Consider the following 18,088-nt stretch of genomic DNA (forward strand, 5'->3'; position numbering starts at 1 on the left):
CAAAAGTCAGTTGTTATCCTGCTCCCCCTGCTCTCTTATCCCCCATCTCCCCCTAAACCTGTGGCAAGATTGGAAACAGATCGTAATGCACTCAATTGGGTAAACGAGATGTTAGGAAACACACTTGTTGGAAGATACCAAATTATTAGCCACTTGGGAGGTGGGGGATTTGGTGAAACTTTTGTCGCTTCTGATACTCATTTACCAGGAGTACCTGAATGTGTTGTCAAGAAACTCAAGCCTCAAGCAAGCGACCCGGTAACTTTAGAAACAGCTAGACGGTTATTTGATACAGAAGCGCAAGTGCTGTACAAATTAGGTACTCACGATCGCATCCCGCAACTTTTAGCTTACTTTGAAGAAAAAGCTGAATTTTATCTCGTACAAGAATTCATCGAAGGTCACGATTTAAGTAAAGAATTAGCACCAGGAAAAACCTTTAGTCAAATTCAAGTGGTTTTGCTATTACAAGAAATCTTAGAAATTTTAGAATTTGTCCATCAACAGAAAGTAATTCACCGCGATATTAATCCGCGAAATATACTCAGACGGCAGCAAGATGATAAGTTATTTTTAATTGATTTTGGGGCAGTCAAACAAATTACTACCCAAGTCATTACTCCTGAAGGTCAAACCAAATCTACTGTTGCTATAGGCACTCCAGGATATATCCCAGGAGAACAAGCTCAAGGTACGCCGAAATATAGCAGTGATATTTATGCTTTGGGTATAATTGCTATTCAAGCATTAACTGGATTACCTCCCGAAGAATTAGAAAAAGATGCCGATACTAATGAGATTATTTGGCAAAATCATACTACAGTATCGCCAGAATTTGCCCGATTTTTAGATAAAATGGTGTGTTATGATTTTCGGCAACGCTATTCTTCAGCAACCGCTGCCTTGCAAGCACTCAAAGATTTAATGCAGCCTGCATCTGCTACTATCGCTTTGCCTCCTGTTTTGCCAGCAAAAAATCATCAAGGCAGTAAACACAAAAAGGGACTATTAATCAAGTTATTATTGGCAATATTTTTAATTGGAGCCAGTGGGATAGCATCAATATTTGTGATTAATAGTATCAATGCAAAGAATGCAACAGAATTATCTAAACAAGGCAATACACTTTTTGAACTCCAACGCTATCCAGATGCGCTAGCAGTTTATCAACAAGCTGTTGATATTAGGCCAAATTACGCCCAAGGATGGAACGGTCAAGGAAAAACACTATTTGCATTAAAACGATATAAAGAAGCATTATCGGCTTACGATAAAGCAATCCAAATTCAGCCGGACTATGTAGATGCTTGGAGTGGTAGGGGTTTTACTTTGCAAAATTTACAGCGATATTCAGAAGCGATCGCCTCTTTTGATAAAGCCTTACAATTACATAATGACTATCCAGAAGTCTGGAACGCGAAAGGAGAAGTTTATAGTAGTTTGAAGCAATATGATAACGCCATTAAATCTTACGATAAAGCGGTAGAACTTAAACCAGATTTTTACGAGACTTGGTATCAAAAAGGTTTAGCGTTGCAGAATTTAAAACAGTACGAAAATGCGATCGCGGCATACGATAAAGCGATTGAAATCAAACCAGATTACGAGCAAGCGTGGTATAATCGAGGTAATGCCTTAGTAAATTTAAACCGCTACGAAGATGCTTTTACAGCTTATGATAAGGCTGTACAGTATCAGCCAAATTATTATCTAGGTTGGTTGTCCAGAGGCAATGTTCTGATTACCTTACGACGCTACCCGGAAGCAATTGAATCATTTAACCAAGTAATTAAATACGATTCAAACAATTATCAGGCTTGGTATAATCGCGGCTGGGCGCTGCATCAAACTCAACGCTATGAAGAAGCGGTGCAATCTTATACTAAAGCGTCAGCGATAGAACCAAAAGATTATCAAGTTTGGTATAACATGGGAAATTCCCAATTTAATTTACAGAAATACGAAGCTGCGATCGCATCGTATAATAAAGCAGTTCGTTATAAACCAGACTCTTACGAAACTTGGTACAGCAGAGGCAATGCTTTATTAAATTTGAAACGATATCAGGATGCGATCGCATCTTATAATAGAGCAATTAAATATAAGCCAGATTATCAACAAGCAATAAATGCCCGTAACGAAGCCCAACTTCAAATACAGAGTGAAAATTCAAAGCCTGTAATTGTTCCCATTTTACCAAGTCCTAATTCCATTAATCCAACGCAAGTGAACCCTGGGCGTTGAAAGGATGTAATAGAATGAGTAGACGAACCGCCAAGAACGCCAAGAATGTAAAGAAAAGAGATTTACGCCTAATGTGAATTAGGAAAAAAGGCGGGAGAAGTAAGAAGATGAAAGTTACCAGCTTCTCAAATCAAACTTCCTCCATGACTAGCATAAACTTTGGAACGCTATTAACGACAATATTTGTAGTGGTAGATGATTGGTGTCAAAAGCAACTAAAAAAGACAACTGCATTAAAACCAGGAGTCAAAGCAAGTATGAGCGATAGCGCTTTATTAGTCGTGTTCGTCAGCGCATTGAAGGTGTTTTTCACGAAATCCAAAACACTGGTCGTAATCCCGAACGCTTACTCAACAAGACTGTCGATGGTTTTTGTGTTCACATTGCTGCCAAAATTGCCTCTCACACACTACGCAAATTGCTTCGCCGTCGTTTTGGTATTGATGTTCTCACCTTCCAGTCAGTCTCATTCTCTTTAATTCACATTAGACGTGAATTACGAATTGGTATGACTCCTTACCCTACCTTTTTGAACTTCGACCACAGCAAACATACAAGTCCCATGACTACTAGCGGCACTGAGAAAGTAGGTTCTGGAACAGACTGAGGATTGTGCACTGGTGGGTAAGGAATTCCATTGCCTGGAGTTTCAGTAACTGATGCTAAAAGCTGCTTGATATCACCAAATGCATCGCTGGCGTTAACACTATTACCTTTAGAAAGGATGAGTCGGTTAAACGTCTGGATGTCTGATGCGTCCAAATTTCCTGTTAACTCAATAAAATCTTTACCTATTCCGCCCATCAGGGAGTTAATTACGGTATCAACATCAGCCCTGAGTTCTTGACTGGTATTGTTACCAACATTAATGGTTGTGTTGCTTTTATCTTCTAGCCAATTGCCATTACCAACAATTGTGTTACCGCTAGTGAATACCCAGTTACCATTACCAATAATTGTATTGTTACTACCAAAATCCCAATTACCGTTTCCAATTGTTGCGTTATCACTACCAAAGTGCCAATTACCATTTCCTAGGTTTAAGTTGTTACTGCCGTCATCCCAATACCAGTTACCATTGCCAATAGTTGCGTTATCGCCGCCGAACTGCCAGTTACCATTGCCAATGGTTGCGTTGCTATTATTAAAGTTCCAATTACCATTGCCAATAGTGGCGCTGTCGTTCCCAAAGTTTGAATTTAAATTACCAAGAGTTGCGTTATTACTACCAGAGTCTTTGTTGGCATTACCAATGGGTGCATTATCCTTGTTGAAGGGCAGACCACCAGCAGGGTTATTACCGCTATAGGGTGTGCCACCACGGATTATGTTCAGCGGATCGAAAGGTGATTGAGGTGTTCCACCATTTGTAAATGGGTTTTTACCGCCAGCAAAGGGATTTTTAGCATCATTTGGAAAGTCGTCACCCAGAACTAACTTTAAGCGATCGAAGATTAATTGCTGAAGTTTACTGCCCCCATCGCCTCTAAACGGATTAATACCACCGCCTGGAATAGCACTATTAGCGTTACCTACAATGGAATTACCATTAATATTGCCAGCCAAAAAATTATCAGTACCAAAGGTGTTTTCCCCACTTTTAAAGGAGTTGATAGCAGACGCTTTCATTAGTACTAATCTCCTCTTTTTGGTTCAAAATTTTGGATAAAAATAAGCATTAAAAAGAGATATTTAAATCAGAATTTATAACTTTATTTTGTAGTATTTTATAGCAAAACTTAATTTTTAGCTAGTAGCGTCTAGAGCTTTATAATTACTAACTTCAAGTATTCAAGACAGTAACTCTGATAAAGCAACGAAACTGTTATCAAACGAACTTTCGCTATAGATACTACAAAACTCATATCACCATTACAATGACTAATCCTTTGATTATTATGTCAATTTTTTTGCTTTTATAGCGGTTTTCAATTGAATCAAATCCAACAGCCTACCCGCCCTATCGGATATTCTTTCTACAAACGAAACCGCAGACAAATACAAATATTCCATCTGTGTTTATCTGCGGATTGCCGTAATTTTAATGACTGCCGTTACTAAGCAAACATGTTACTATCCACCACCGAATGAGGGAATACCGCCACCACCAAATGAGGGAATACCCCCACCTCCGAATGATGGAATCTCGCTACCTCCGAATGATGGGATACTTCCACCACCGGGAATACTACCGCCAGTAATGAAACCTTGAGTTGGATCTTTTTCAGCAGCAAAGTCCTTCCAGAAATCTTCACTGTTAGTTGGATCTTTACCACCGGCGAAGATATCCCAAAACTTCTCACCGAAAGGGTCATCCTTACCTGGAGTACCAGTGCCACCGGGAATACTGCCGCCAGTCAAGGGATCTTTTGTTGGGTCTTTACCACCAGCAAAGATATCCCAGAAATTTTCACCATCGGTTGGGTTTTTACCACCAGCAAAGATATCCCAGAACTGGTCGCCGAAAGGGTTTACGCTACTTCCTGAGCCACCTGGACTACCTGAACCACTTGGGAATGGATTACTTACACTTCCGTCCTTAAAGGCATTAGTAAAACCTTCAAGTATTTGTTCCGGTTTAACATTTGGAATATCGAACAAGGAGCCAAAAGGCGATTGTTTAAGCAGATTGACAAGTTCTTCAGTAGAAGGAGTATTGCCGCTACCACTGTTATTTGTATCTGTCATCAGAAGTAATTCTCCTAGTTTTTTGGATGAAATTTCGTTAGTCTTTGAATCTAAAACAGACGCAATACAGTCACATTTATGGCTTTTTTATTTGTTTTTCTACTATTAGATATAGTCATTAGCATCTTGAACTTCCTGATTTAATGAAAAGAATACTTAAATACTTGATAAGTACAATTCCATTTTTATTTCATCTGTTACATACAGTATAAACAAGATTTATTAATAGGAAAATGAAAAATTTTTAGATTGTTTTGTCAATAGTTTAGATACAGTAGTTTTTAATAATTTTACTAAAAAAATTAGAGATTTATTTTAATCTTAAATCTCTAATTTTCAGGGTGTATCATTGTTTGGCGCATGAGATAGCTCTAATACAAATGCGTCAATTGGTTATTAATATAAAATTGCATTCAAACATGAAACTTAAGATAAATGATAAGAATAGGCAACAAAATACTTAGCTTAAAATTTTCACTTTTGAATGCAAGTGAGTATAACTAAACAGAAGTTACCAATTCAGGTATAGACCAGCGATTAACTACTTTACCGAGAACTGACATTTCTTGAACCAAACGGTCAAATTTATCAAAAGTTAGGGATTGAGGACCATCAGATAAAGCTTTGGCTGGATTGGGGTGAACCTCAATCATTAAAGCATCTGTACCAGCTGCGATCGCAGCTAAAGCCATAGGTGCAACATACTCAGATTTACCAGTACCATGGCTGGGGTCAATCATGATCGGGAGATGTGTGAGCGATCGCAATACTGGAATCACAGACAAATCTAAAGTATTGCGGGCATACTTCGAGTCAAAGGTTCTAATTCCCCGCTCGCAAAGAATTACATTTGGATTACCTGCTGCTAGGAGATATTCTGCTGCCATCAACCACTCGTCAATGGTGGCTGACATTCCCCGCTTCAACAGCACTGGTTTATCTTGCGCGCCTACTTTTTTCAGCAACGCAAAATTTTGCATATTCCGCGCTCCTATCTGAATTACGTCAGCGACTCTTGCCACTGCTGGTAAATCGGCAGCATCCATAAGTTCTGTGATGATACCCAAACCTGTAGCTTCACGAGCAGCTGCTAACAAATCTAAAGCACTCTCACCATACCCTTGAAACGCATAAGGTGAAGTACGAGGTTTGTAGGCTCCCCCACGCAGAAACTTTGCTCCTGCTACCTTCACCCGCTTTGCCGTTTCCACAATCATCGCTTCATTTTCAACCGAACAAGGCCCAGCTGTTACCACTATAGGATGATGCTCTCCAAAATAAACATCACCGTTAGGTGTGGGTACAACAACTTCACTAGCTTCTCCATATCGGAATTCTCGACTAACCCGCTTAAAAGGTTTCTCAACTCGCAATACTTGCTCAATCCAAGGACTCAACTCCTGGATTAGCATCCGATCGATAGTAGAAGTATCGCCAATCATGCCCAAGATAACTTTATGTTCGCCGATACTTTTTTCTACTGTGACTCCCCAAGTATTTCTCAAACCTTCGCTAATCTGAGTAATTTCGTCAGTAGGTGTACCGCTCTTAAGTACTATAATCATCTTCTTTTTCCCTTCGTATAGTTAATTGGGGACTAGTATTTTTACTCAGCACTCTTGTACAGACGCTATGAATCGCGTCTTTCTAAACTCAGCGCAAAAATTCAGCAAGTTGTTCTAGTTTTGTCCAAGCAGCGCCGCTTTGCAGAACTTCTTGAGCAAGGACAATACCTTTAACACAACCTTCTAAAATATCTGTTTCGCCAGCGATCGCTTCGCCAACTTGCAGTGCTAGCGCTGTGTTTAAAGCGACTACATCTTGTTGCGCTTGAGTGCCTTTACCTTGTAGAACAGCTTTCAAAATTTCCGCATTCTCTTGAACATCCCCACCTTGCAAAGCCGCAGTCGGTGCAGGACTCAAACCAAGTTCCTGGGGATTGAGTGTTAAAGAACGTACTTTTTTGGCTTGGAGTACAGCCAAATCTGTGACATCTGCTAAACCAGCTTCATCTAAACGTTCCCGTCCGTGGAGTGCGATCGCTTGCCGACATCCCAATTTTGATAAAGCTTCAGCGATTACCTCTAGTAAAAGCGGGTCGTTCACACCAATAATCTGCCCTGTCGGTCGCATCGGATTTACTAAAGGCCCCAACAGATTAAAAACAGTACGCACTTTCAAAGTTTTTCGCAAAGTAGCGATCGCCTTTAATGCTGGATGCCAGCCTGGGGCAAATAAAAAGGTGATGCCAACTTCACTAACTGCGGCTTGCACTTTCTGGGGACTGGCATTGAGATTTATACCCAAAGCTTCTAAAACATCAGCGGAACCAGCTTTACTAGATGCGGAACGATTGCCATGTTTGGCAACTTTTACCCCTGCGGCTGCGGCAACAAAGGCAACAGCAGTGGAAATGTTAAAAGTGGAAGCCCCATCTCCGCCAGTGCCGCAGGTGTCGATGAGAGACGCGGGGAAAGAGGACGGGGAGAGGGGGAGACGCGGTGAGGAAGTCGGAGTCTTGGCGGTTCCCGTCGAGTCCGAACTTCCGAACCCGAAGGGTGACGCGGGGAAATAATTTTCTGTATCTCTATGTCCCCGTGTCTCCGCGTCCCCGTGTCCCCGTGTCTCTGTGTCTCCATGTCCTATTGATTGGGATTGCAAGACGGTGGCCATACCAACCAGTTCTTCTGCGGATACGCCTTTGGCTTGAATGGCTGCTAAAATCGCTCCTGATAGTACAGGGGGTATGGCATCTGTGAGCCAACCTTGCATTAAATCCGCAGCTTGAGAAGCTGTGAGCGATCGCCGGTCGAGCAACTGTTTTAATAGAACAGACCAGTCGTAGGAATCCAAAGCGACGGCAAGGTTGCGATCTGAAGCTGGTGTGATGGTTATCATTTGAGGATTTTGGCTACGGTTTGCACATCCTTATCGCCTCTACCAGAACAATTGATGACAATGCGGGGATTGCCATCTAATTGCGAACAAAGGGTTTCTAAATAGGCGATCGCATGAGCTGTTTCTAAAGCTGGAATGATTCCTTCTAGTTGCGAAAGTCTTTGAAATGCCTCTAGTGCCTGTTTATCGGTTACGCTGTAATACTCGGCGCGACCGAGATCCTTTAAATAACTATGTTCCGGCCCGACACCCGGATAATCTAGCCCTGCACTAATCGAATGCGCTTCAACTACTTGACCATCATCATCTTGTAATAGATAACTCATCGCACCGTGCAAAACTCCTACTTTTCCTTGCGTCAAAGTCGCTGCATGTTTTTCTGTATCTACGCCTTCACCTGCTGCTTCTATTCCAACTAGGCGTATAGACGGTTCATCTACAAATTCATGGAACAATCCGATCGCATTGGAACCTCCACCCACACAAGCTAAGAGAATATCTGGTAGCCCGCTCCATTTCTCTTGACACTGAACGCGAGTTTCTTGGCCAATTACCGTGTGGAAGTCACGCACTAGCATCGGGTAGGGATGAGGGCCAGCCACAGAACCCAAGATGTAATGAGTCGTTTCGACGTTTGTCACCCAATCTCGAATTGCCTCGGAAGTCGCATCCTTAAGAGTGCCAGTACCAGCTTCCACCGGACGAACTTCAGCCCCCATCAACTTCATCCGAAACACGTTCAGGGCTTGTCGTTCCATATCATGAACGCCCATATAAATCACACATTCCAACCCAAACCGCGCGCACACGGTAGCAGTCGCCACACCATGCTGACCCGCACCAGTTTCCGCAATAATCCGCTGTTTACCCATACGTTTGGCTAGCAACACTTGAGCCAAAGCATTGTTAATTTTATGCGCGCCAGTATGGTTTAAATCTTCTCGTTTTAAGTAAATTTGCGCTCCTGTGCCATCTGGTCTAGCGTAGTGTGCTGTCAGGCGTTCGGCAAAATATAACGGGCTAGGTCGTCCTACATAATCTCGGAGAAGATTTTGTAATTCCTCTTGGAAACTCACCTCATTGCGATATTGATGAAATGCTGTTTCTAACTCACTTAATGCAGGCATTAAAGTTTCAGGGACGTACTTCCCGCCGAACTTACCAAACCGACCTAAAGAGTCAGGTTGTATAGTCTCAATCGGATTTTTGATGTCTGAAATACTTACCACAGTCTAAAACCTCTCACGTTCGCAATATCTTCTTCAAAACCGAGATTTTCTTTGCATTTCCTTCTTCGCGTCCTTTGCACGGCAGTTGCTACAACGGAGGGAACCTCCGCAACGCACTGCCTCGCCCTTTGCGGTTCGTTACTCTTGAATCGAACCACAGAGACACAGAGAGAAGAAAGATTTTTTACTTAGCAGCACTCACTTGTTGTAAAGAGGCTGGGGCGATTGCTGCTTTCAGTTCTCGACAAAGTTGTTCTACAGCTTGCAGTCCTTCGGTTGGGCTACCTTCAGCTAACCTTTTGACGAAGGCACTACCTACAATCACTGCATCTGCACCCCATTCTCTTACTTGATGTGCCTGTTCTGGTGCTGAGATGCCAAAGCCAACACCAATAGGTTTATCGGTAACGCTTCGCAAATCTGTTAGTAAATGCTTCACCCGCTCTTGGATTTGAGAGCGCATTCCTGTGACACCTGTTACACTCACCAGATAGATAAATCCCTGAGATTGACGGGCGATCGCTTCAATCCTATTTTGAGAACTGGTAGGGGCTACGAGCAAAATTACCTCTATTTCAAAAGTAACAGCAGTATGTATTAATTCTTCTGCTTCTTCTAAGGGTAAATCCGGTACTACCAATCCGCGCACCCCAGCAGCAGCAACTTCTGCTAAAAACGGCTTGATACCCCGATACAAAATGGGATTGTAGTAAGTAAATAAAATTATCGGCGCTTTCAAGCTGGGACTCACAATTTGCAACATCTCTAGCACTTGCTCTAATGTTGTTCCTTTTTGCAAAGCGCGAGTTGCAGCCGCTTGAATCACAGGCCCATCTGCTAGAGGATCGGAGTAAGGAACGCCCAACTCAATCAAGTCAGCACCATTGCGATCTAAGATACGTAAAGCCTCGGCGGTAGTTTCTAAGTTAGGCTCGCCAGCCGTGATAAAGGGAATCAAGGCACATTGTTGGCGCTGGCGTAAAGATTGAAATTTATCAGATATAGAAGCCATCCTAATAATTCACCTAGAAATTGCTAATAATCATTGCCTTAAATTTAAGGAAAGGGTTCAGAGGAAAGGTAAAGAAGAAAATTATTCACTTTAGTCTTAAATCTTTCCCCTTAGCCCAACTTCTGCAAGAAATTTATTTTTTATAGCCGTCGCTAGTAGTGTTAGGACATCAACAGACGATCGAACCTAGACACAAAAAAACTTTTCACCCAGTCACCAGTCCCCAGTCCCCAGCTATATTGACATTTTCATAGGAGATCGTGTCTTAGCAAACTACGCACAGCTTGCTCTACATCGCTTTGTTTAACTAAAGACTCTCCTACTAACACCGCACGCACGCCAGCCTCAGCTACAAGAGATAAATCAGCAGATGTATATAGTCCAGATTCACTGACAACGGTGATACCTAAGCTTTGTAATTGTTGCTGGCGCTGTGCTAAAAGTTGCTTTGTTGTTCCTAAATCGAGTGTAAAATTCTCTAAATTGCGGTTGTTAATTCCTACTAGACGTAGATTTTCTAGCTTTAGCACTCGATCCAGTTCAATTAAAGTATGAACTTCCACTAGCGCATTCATCCCCAAGTCGTGAATCACGTGCAAAAAGGCTTGGAGTTCTTCATCTGAAAGGATAGCAGCAATCAACAACACAGCATCTGCTCCGGCTGTCCGTGCTACATAAATTTGATAGGGATCGATGATGAACTCTTTGCATAATAAAGGCAATTCTACATGCGATCGCACAGTCCGCAGATTCGCAAAACTGCCTTGAAAGAACTTTTGGTCAGTCAGGACTGATAAACAAGCTGCGCCACCTCGTTCGTAAGCAGTAGCGATCGCCACTGCATCGAAGTCTTCCCGAATAATCCCGCGGCTTGGTGATGCTTTTTTAACTTCGGCAATCAAGCTAGGTTGGCTAGGGTTTTCCTGCAAAGCCGTCAGGAAATTTCGCACAGTTGGAGCAGTAGTTAACTGATTCTGCAAAAAAGTTAAAGGCAATTCTTTTTGCATTTGTGCGATTTCTTGCTTTTTATGCAACACAATTTCGTCGAGAATGTAGCGGGGAGGGGAAGCTGGGTTAGGCATAAGCTGCTGGGAGATGAGGGGACGCGGGGACAAGAGAGCAGAGGGGCAGAGGGGCAGGGGAGAATAACACTGACCACTAACAACTGACAACTGACAACTGACCACTAACAACTGACAACTGACAACTGACAACTAACCACTGACAACTAACCACTGACAACTGACAACTGACAACTGACAACTAACCACTGACAACTGACTCTTTAGAAATCGTATATGCACGCACTAAATTTTTAATTATTGCTAGACCGATTTCTCCTGTTAAGGTCATGATTGATTCTGGATGAAATTGAACGGCAGCGATGGGAAGTGTTTGATGTTCAATGCCCATGATTACGTCGTCATCGGAAATCGCTGTTATCTTCAGTTCGTTTGGTAAACTTTGCGGTAGGGCAAACAATGAATGATATCTACCTACTGCAAAGGATTCTGGTAGGTTTTTGAACAAAACAGAATCTGAATCGGTGACGAAAATCCGCGAAGATTTTCCATGTTGGGGATAGTTGAGTACTCCCAGTTTTCCGCCAAATGCTTCAACTATGCCTTGCAGCCCTAAACAAACTCCAAAAATAGGAATTTGGCGACGAATACAAGCATTGACTGTTTCTGGAACTCGAAAATCAGTTGGTCTACCAGGGCCAGGAGATAAAACAACCAAGTCGGGGCGTTGTATATCGAATAACGATTCTGAAAAGCCGTGACGTAGTGTAATCACTTCTGCACCACAGGAGCGAATGTAATTAGCTAATGTATGAACGAATGAGTCTTCGTAGTCTATTAGTAAGATACGTTTACTTTGTTCTACATCTGGAATGCATTGGCTTACAGAACTACAATTGTCGGTTTTATCGCTCGTTTGAGCGCGACGAATTGTTTCAAATGCAGCGGCTCCTTTAGTAATTGTTTCTTGTTCTTCTGCTTGGGGTATGGAGTCATAAAGGACAGTCGCACCAACTCGCACTTCCGCAATGGAGTCTTTTAAACGAATTGTTCGCAGGATTAATCCAGTATTTAAGTTGCCATTGAAGTTTAAATAGCCGACTGCTCCACCATACCAACGTCGAGCGCTGCGTTCGTGTTGTTCGAGAAACTGAATTGCTGCTCGTTTGGGCGCGCCAGTCACCGTCACAGCCCAAGTATGGGAGAGAAAGGCATCTAAGGCATCAAATTGCGATCGCAGTGTACCCTCGACATGATCCACTGTATGAATGAGATGGCTGTACAATTCGATTTGACGACGACCAATCACTCGTACCGAACCAGGTTCGCAAATCCGAGACTTATCATTGCGATCTACGTCGGTACACATCGTTAACTCAGCTTCGTCTTTGTGTGAGTTGAGTAAGGAGCGTATTTGAATGGCATCATCAAGAGCATCTTGTCCTCGCGTAATAGTCCCACTAATCGGACAAGTTTCTACACGCCTACCTTCAACTCGTACAAACATCTCAGGAGATGCCCCAATGAGATATTCTCCACCTAGATTAAAAATAAATCCATAAGGACTAGGATTAATGTGCTTTAAAGTTTCAAACAGTTTGCTGGGTTTCTCTTCACAAGTTTCAAAAAAGTTTTGACTGGGAACGACTTCAAATAAATCGCCTCGACGAAAATAATCAAGTGCAACCTCAACTTGCTTGGCATATTCGCCTATTTTATGATCGGCAGTTTGAGTCGGTATTAAACGCTGACCTCGATAATCAATAGATTCACCTGTGCGAGGCAGATTATTTGTACTGCCGTGCGTTGTTGCAAATTCATATTGCAGACAAAATGCTTTTTGCTGATAGTAATCTATAACTATTAGTTCATCAGGCAAATAAAGCACCAAGTCTCTTTGATCTGGGGCACGTTCTAGGCGTTGGGTAATTGACTCAAATTGGAAAACTAAATCATAACCAAATGCCCCATATAACCCTAGATGCTCGTCTTCTTGACTAGAGAAAGTATGGAGAATTTCGCGGATAACTGTAAATGTGGAAGGTTGTTTACTGCGTTCTTCTTCGGCAAAAAATTGCTGTACGGGTTTTACAAATCCGGCGATATAATTGTTATTTTGTTTGACTTCTTGAAGTTGTCCAGATTGACATAGACGCTCTAATAGTAACGGTAAAAGTATCTGACCGCGATCGTTGAGGGCTGTGAGAGTGAAAGCGTTACCTCGTGTTGTTAATTCTAGCGGTGGATTCACAAATCCAATGGCCCATCTTTTATATCTTCCTGGATACTCGTAACTGCTGGTTAGTAGGCCTCCACGTTGAGAATTGAGGTAGAATAAAATCTCTTCAAGAGCAGTATCCATCTTTATTTCTGTGATGGAGCGAGAGATATGCACACCACCAAGAGTTTTATAGGAAGAATCAACAATCATGGGTAATTTCTCTAGAATAGTTACTGTTTATTTTTCACGAGCCATGTATTATTTATAATTAACTTAAAACAAAGGAAAATATGACAAAGTTTTTCAATTTATTGAATTACATTTTTTCAAGATAAACCTAGCCGGAAAAGCCATACATATTAAATAGGTTCGAGCGCTTTATGTAATTAATTATGAATTGGTATCTTTTTAGTCTTACCTTTTAATCTAAATTCACGTTTTATTTTTTATTTAAAAACATGTTATCTAGATAATTTACTATATTGCTACCTTAGGTAATATCTATCGGACTTTGAGCAAAGTTAATGTGAGTAGAACATTTTGCTGCTTCTTAATATAAGCTTACTCAATTTGAAAAGGTTATTACATGAATTATCTTTCGACAAGACTAGTAAATTATTCGTCTTTACTAATATGTTAAATAATCTAATCTACATATATTGGATTATTTAACTTCTTTCTCTGGTTATAAATTAAGATTGATTCTATCGTGAAAAACTCTCTATCAGAGGTAACAAATAAAAATAATTAGCATAATTGATGAATTTAATGAAAAGGTGACTAGTTTTTTTTCAGCAATCCTTTGTAAGGACGCAAACGATCGCGTCCTTACGCAGTACTCATAAATTTAGCTTTCTATTAATAACGTCAGCCTATTTTCTACATCGTGCAATAAAGATATTGCTTGTCTGTATAGAGACAGATCCACTTCGTGAACCTCGATTCCTTGTCCAATATTTTCCAGTAGAGTTAAAGTTAATTCTCCGCCCAAGTGTTCGCGGAACTCGATCAAACCTCGGAATAGACAGCGAGGATGTTCGAGTTGTAAGTATTGTTCGGCTAGTTCTGGCACGTACAACGTGAAACCCAACGCCAATAGTGTATTTAATATCCGTTGCCATTCTAACCAATCAAGCAGTCCTAGTAGGAAAGAATAAGTACTGTCCAAAGCGATGCCGATCGCTACTGCTTCGCCATGACGTAAATTATAGTTTGTCAAATGTTCCAGTCTATGAGCTGCCCAATGACCAAAATCCAAGGGACGAGACGAACCCATTTCAAAAGGATCGCCACTGTTGGCAATATGTTCTAAGTGTAACTGGGCGCAACGATAAATTAGCTGTTGCATTGCTTCTATGTCTCGACTGACAAGTGCAGCGCTAGAGCTATGGATAAAATCAAAGAAGCGAGCATCCTTAATTAATGCCACCTTCACAGCTTCCGCAATTCCAGAACGCCAATCGCGATCGCTTAAGGTTGTTAAGAAATTCAAGTCATTGATAACGGCATAAGGCGGGGCGAATGTACCGAGAAAGTTCTTTTTACCAAAGGCATTAATACCGTTTTTTACTCCTATCCCGGAATCATTTTGTGCTAACACTGTTGTCGGAATGCGGATGAGGCGAATTCCTCGGTGAGCGGTTGCAGCTGCATATCCTACCAAATCTAATACAGCACCACCGCCAATTGCTAATAAATAGGAGTGGCGACACAATCCGGCTGCTTCAATTAATTTGTGAATTTGCTGTGGTAAGGTGCGATCGTTTTTGGCAGCTTCTCCACCTGGAACTATCATCGGCTCAACAGCAAGCGCTAGTATTTCTGCATAAAACTTGGTATACGCTGCTAATTGCTGGGGTAGATCGGGCCAGTATTGTAATAATCCTGCATCGATTATAGCTACTACTTTCTTGGGCTTTTTCTCCCCATCAGCTGTAATAACTTGCGCTAAGGTAGGATTTTTCAAGTCGAACAGATTAGTAGTAAAGAAAATCTCGTAGTTGAAGCGAACTGAGACACTTTGATGAATCGATTGCAGATTAAATATACTTTTCTGCTTGATGTTTAATACCATAGGAATCCGGTTTGATTTCTGAAATTAAGTAGAAGGCAGAAGGCAGGAGGCAGATGGTGAAGCAGTCGCAGTCTTGGCGCTTTGCGTCGATTGCGAACTGCTGAACCCGTAGGGCAGAAGGGAAAAGCCAAATCCTGAGCGGATTTCACAGGTTGGCATTTTACATTTAATTATGTCCACCTACTTATTTACGTGGTGCGCGAAGCCCGATAGGGAGACAAAAGGGAATAAGAAAGTGAGGTAGAAATGTACTGATTTTTTCAAAAATCAAATAGGAATCTTATATCTCGCCTGATTCCAGTGTTGCTGATTTTCAACCAAAGTTCAGTTATTGATTGAAGTATATTTGTGGTTGAAAATTCTTTTGGTTATCCTTTTTAGGGATTGTATATAAAGTCTGTAAACAATGATTTTCTATTTCCAGAAATTCTTGAGTATTTTCAAATTCTTGGATTAATGCGGCTCGGTCTTTCATTGCCACCAGTCTTGCCAAGCGACTGTAAGTATTGACTAAAGAATTAATTGCCTGACTTCTTTCTTCTGTGGCAAGCATAATGTCAACACATAAGTTAGGATTTTGAGAAAACAAACGTTTCACAATATCAATTTCTTGGCGATAGTTAGGAGTTGACATTGATAAACTACGGTTTATATCAGTTCCTGTTTGTGCCAAGAAAACACCAAGACTAAATCGTAAGAAATGCTGCGTTGCTTGCACAAGCACCATCATTTGGTCGTGTTCTTCTGGCGTGCAGGAAATTACTTCTCCACCTTGACTTTTAATAAAGTCTAATAACCATTGAAATGAGTTTTCATTCCGTCCCGGACATACCACCACTTTTTGTCCCAAGAATGATTTGATACTTGGCCCAAACATGGGATGTAAGCCCATAACGGGGCCTGGATGGTATTCAAGCATGGCTTGAGTCGGCTGAGTCTTAATACTTGTGATGTCGCATAAAGCTGTAGTTTGGGACAGATATTTGGCTGTCCGCTTAATAACATCAACTGTATATTTAATTGGAACCGATACTAAGACTAAATCTGCTTGATTCAACATTTGGTCTGCATACTCCCAATCCTCTTGTTCGAGAACGCGAACATTATGACCGATAGCAGAAAATTGCTCTTTGAAGAATCTTCCCATCCGACCGCGCCCACCGATTATAGTGATTTGTCGGGGTCTAACATAATTTGTTACAGACTCAGGAATCAGTGTGGCATGACAGCTGTGCACCACACCAGCCCAGACAGACTCAGGAATACCAGCTTCAGCAAGTAGGGGAGCCACATCAGCGATTTGTGCTTCTAAAGAAGGGAGTTCTGATGCTGCGAGTAATGATAAGCGATCGCTCAACAAAGCGATTAAGCTCTGGTCAGTTTGTCTGAGTTTATCTGAAATCATAGGCTTCATCTATCACTCAACAGTAGAAGTCAATTCCGGCAGCATATCCAAAGTTGCTGCTTTCTTAGCGATCGCATCAAAAAATAGTTGTTCGTAGCGCTCCAGTGCTTGCTCAAAAGAATAGTTCTCGACTGCAAACTTTCTTCCTTGCTTGCCTAACTGCGCTGCCAAAGCTGGATTTTTATATAGTTTCAGTATCGCAGTTGCCAAAGCTTCTGCTGACTCTGGCTCAACAACTATGCCGCCGCCACTTTGCCGAATCGCTTTCGCAGCAGTGCCAGTAGCGGGAACTGAACCCACAATCGGATGCCCACTAGCCAGCAACAATGGTATTTTGGAAGGCATATTGAAAGAAATCACATTGCGTTTTTGCACAATTAATCCCACATTGGCGGCTGCCAGCATTTGTGGTAGTTGTTCTCGTGGCTGTAATGGCAGCAATAAAACATTATCCGCCCCGCGATCGAGGCAATATTTTTGTAAGTTTTTCAAAGCTTTAGACTCGCCAGCAATGACAAAAGCAAGGTCTTTGATATGACGCAAACGAGCAGCCGCTTCTATTACTGTTTCCAATCCTTGCGTTAACGCAATGTTACCGGAGTACATCACGATAAATTTGCCATCTAGTTGATGGTCGCTTCTCCAAGCATTATTCTTATGGGGTAAAGGACGAATAAAATTAAGATTTACCCAATTTGGAATGCAGGCAATTTTATGAGCTGGTACGCCTTTATTTACTAAATTCTCCACAAAACCATCGGCAATCACGCTGATAGTATTAGCAGTTCGATATGCAAATTTTTCTATAGCTTCAAAAACTCGGATTATTAACTTATTTTTAATCAGCCCAACACGCACAGCAGCTTCAGGAAGGATATCTTGCACATTCAACACTACTGGACAGTTAAACAGCCAACCAAGTAAGGTTGCAGGTAAAGAAACTAGTAAAGGCGGCACTGTTAACAGAATCACATCAGGTCGCTTGCCTTTAAATGCTTGTGGCAAACTCGTGAGGACAAAGCTCAACTCTAATAGTAGTCTGTCTAAGAGGTTAGGGTTAGACTTAATTCGCAGGTAGCTACGCCTAATAGTAACGCCATTTTTTTCTTCAGTAACGTACCATTTACCCTGATACTCCTTATATATCAGGCGCTGAGGATAGTTAGGCATACCTGTAATCACCCGCACTTGATGACCTCGCTTCACCAGTCCTTCTGCTAGTTCAGTCATTAAAGGCGCAATTCCAATCGGCTCTGGATGATAATTGTAAGAATAAATCAGAATGTGCATAAGCT

At 41.6% G+C, this 18,088-nt stretch carries 12 protein-coding genes and 1 pseudogene; 2 read left to right on the top strand and 11 right to left on the bottom strand.

What is annotated here, in order from left to right; genetic code table 11:
• The first annotated feature begins 108 nt into the window (after window positions 1–108).
• Window positions 109–2,244 carry a tetratricopeptide repeat protein gene (locus tag I8752_RS05740; protein WP_214431407.1) on the top strand — a complete coding sequence of 712 codons (2,136 nt, stop codon included), beginning with the start codon at window positions 109–111 and terminating at the stop codon, window positions 2,242–2,244.
• A gap of 286 nt (window positions 2,245–2,530) precedes the next feature.
• A pseudogene (locus tag I8752_RS38955) lies at window positions 2,531–2,704 on the top strand (IS982 family transposase); the annotation flags it as partial.
• Between the two features lie 56 nt (window positions 2,705–2,760).
• Here the strand turns inward: I8752_RS38955 and I8752_RS05745 are convergent.
• From I8752_RS05745 to I8752_RS05795, 11 genes are all read right to left on the bottom strand, one after another.
• Entirely contained in the window at window positions 2,761–3,873 is a 1,113-nt protein-coding gene (locus I8752_RS05745; protein WP_214431372.1) for a hypothetical protein, read from the bottom strand.
• Window positions 3,874–4,317: 444 nt separating this feature from the next.
• Window positions 4,318–4,932 carry a hypothetical protein gene (locus tag I8752_RS05750; RefSeq protein WP_214431373.1) on the bottom strand — a complete coding sequence of 205 codons (615 nt, stop codon included), beginning with the start codon at window positions 4,930–4,932 and terminating at the stop codon, window positions 4,318–4,320.
• Window positions 4,933–5,432: 500 nt separating this feature from the next.
• On the bottom strand, window positions 5,433–6,497 hold the full coding sequence (gene aroF, locus I8752_RS05755) for a 3-deoxy-7-phosphoheptulonate synthase (protein ID WP_214431374.1): 1,065 nt from the start codon (window positions 6,495–6,497) through the stop codon (window positions 5,433–5,435).
• An 88-nt stretch (window positions 6,498–6,585) separates the two neighbouring features.
• Window positions 6,586–7,830: an anthranilate phosphoribosyltransferase gene (trpD, locus tag I8752_RS05760; RefSeq protein ID WP_214431375.1), complete on the bottom strand. Its 1,245-nt coding sequence runs from the start codon at window positions 7,828–7,830 to the stop codon at window positions 6,586–6,588.
• Window positions 7,827–9,059, bottom strand: coding sequence for a tryptophan synthase subunit beta (gene trpB / locus I8752_RS05765; RefSeq protein WP_214431376.1), 1,233 nt, complete (start codon window positions 9,057–9,059; stop codon window positions 7,827–7,829). Before trpB ends, trpD begins: the two co-directional genes overlap by 4 nt.
• Window positions 9,060–9,243: 184 nt before the next feature.
• Window positions 9,244–10,071 (bottom strand): tryptophan synthase subunit alpha, encoded by an 828-nt coding sequence (trpA, locus tag I8752_RS05770; protein WP_214431377.1) that lies wholly within the window; start codon window positions 10,069–10,071, stop codon window positions 9,244–9,246.
• Between the two features lie 248 nt (window positions 10,072–10,319).
• Entirely contained in the window at window positions 10,320–11,153 is an 834-nt protein-coding gene (gene trpC, locus I8752_RS05775; protein WP_214431378.1) for an indole-3-glycerol phosphate synthase TrpC, read from the bottom strand.
• 181 nt (window positions 11,154–11,334) lie between these two features.
• Window positions 11,335–13,524 carry an anthranilate synthase gene (locus I8752_RS05780; protein WP_214431379.1) on the bottom strand — a complete coding sequence of 730 codons (2,190 nt, stop codon included), beginning with the start codon at window positions 13,522–13,524 and terminating at the stop codon, window positions 11,335–11,337.
• Window positions 13,525–14,161: 637 nt separating this feature from the next.
• Window positions 14,162–15,388, bottom strand: a complete 1,227-nt coding sequence (locus I8752_RS05785) for a 3-dehydroquinate synthase (RefSeq protein ID WP_214431380.1) — start codon at window positions 15,386–15,388, stop codon at window positions 14,162–14,164.
• A 328-nt stretch (window positions 15,389–15,716) separates the two neighbouring features.
• Window positions 15,717–16,802, bottom strand: a complete 1,086-nt coding sequence (gene tyrA / locus I8752_RS05790) for a bifunctional chorismate mutase/prephenate dehydrogenase (protein WP_318780816.1) — start codon at window positions 16,800–16,802, stop codon at window positions 15,717–15,719.
• A 3-nt stretch (window positions 16,803–16,805) separates the two neighbouring features.
• A complete protein-coding gene (locus I8752_RS05795) occupies window positions 16,806–18,083 on the bottom strand; it encodes a glycosyltransferase family 4 protein (RefSeq protein ID WP_214431381.1) in 1,278 nt (425 codons plus the stop codon).
• Window positions 18,084–18,088 lie beyond the last annotated feature (5 nt).

The organism is Dendronalium phyllosphericum CENA369 (genome assembly GCF_016056275.1).
GTDB classification, from domain to species: Bacteria; Cyanobacteriota; Cyanobacteriia; order Cyanobacteriales; family Nostocaceae; genus Dendronalium; species Dendronalium phyllosphericum.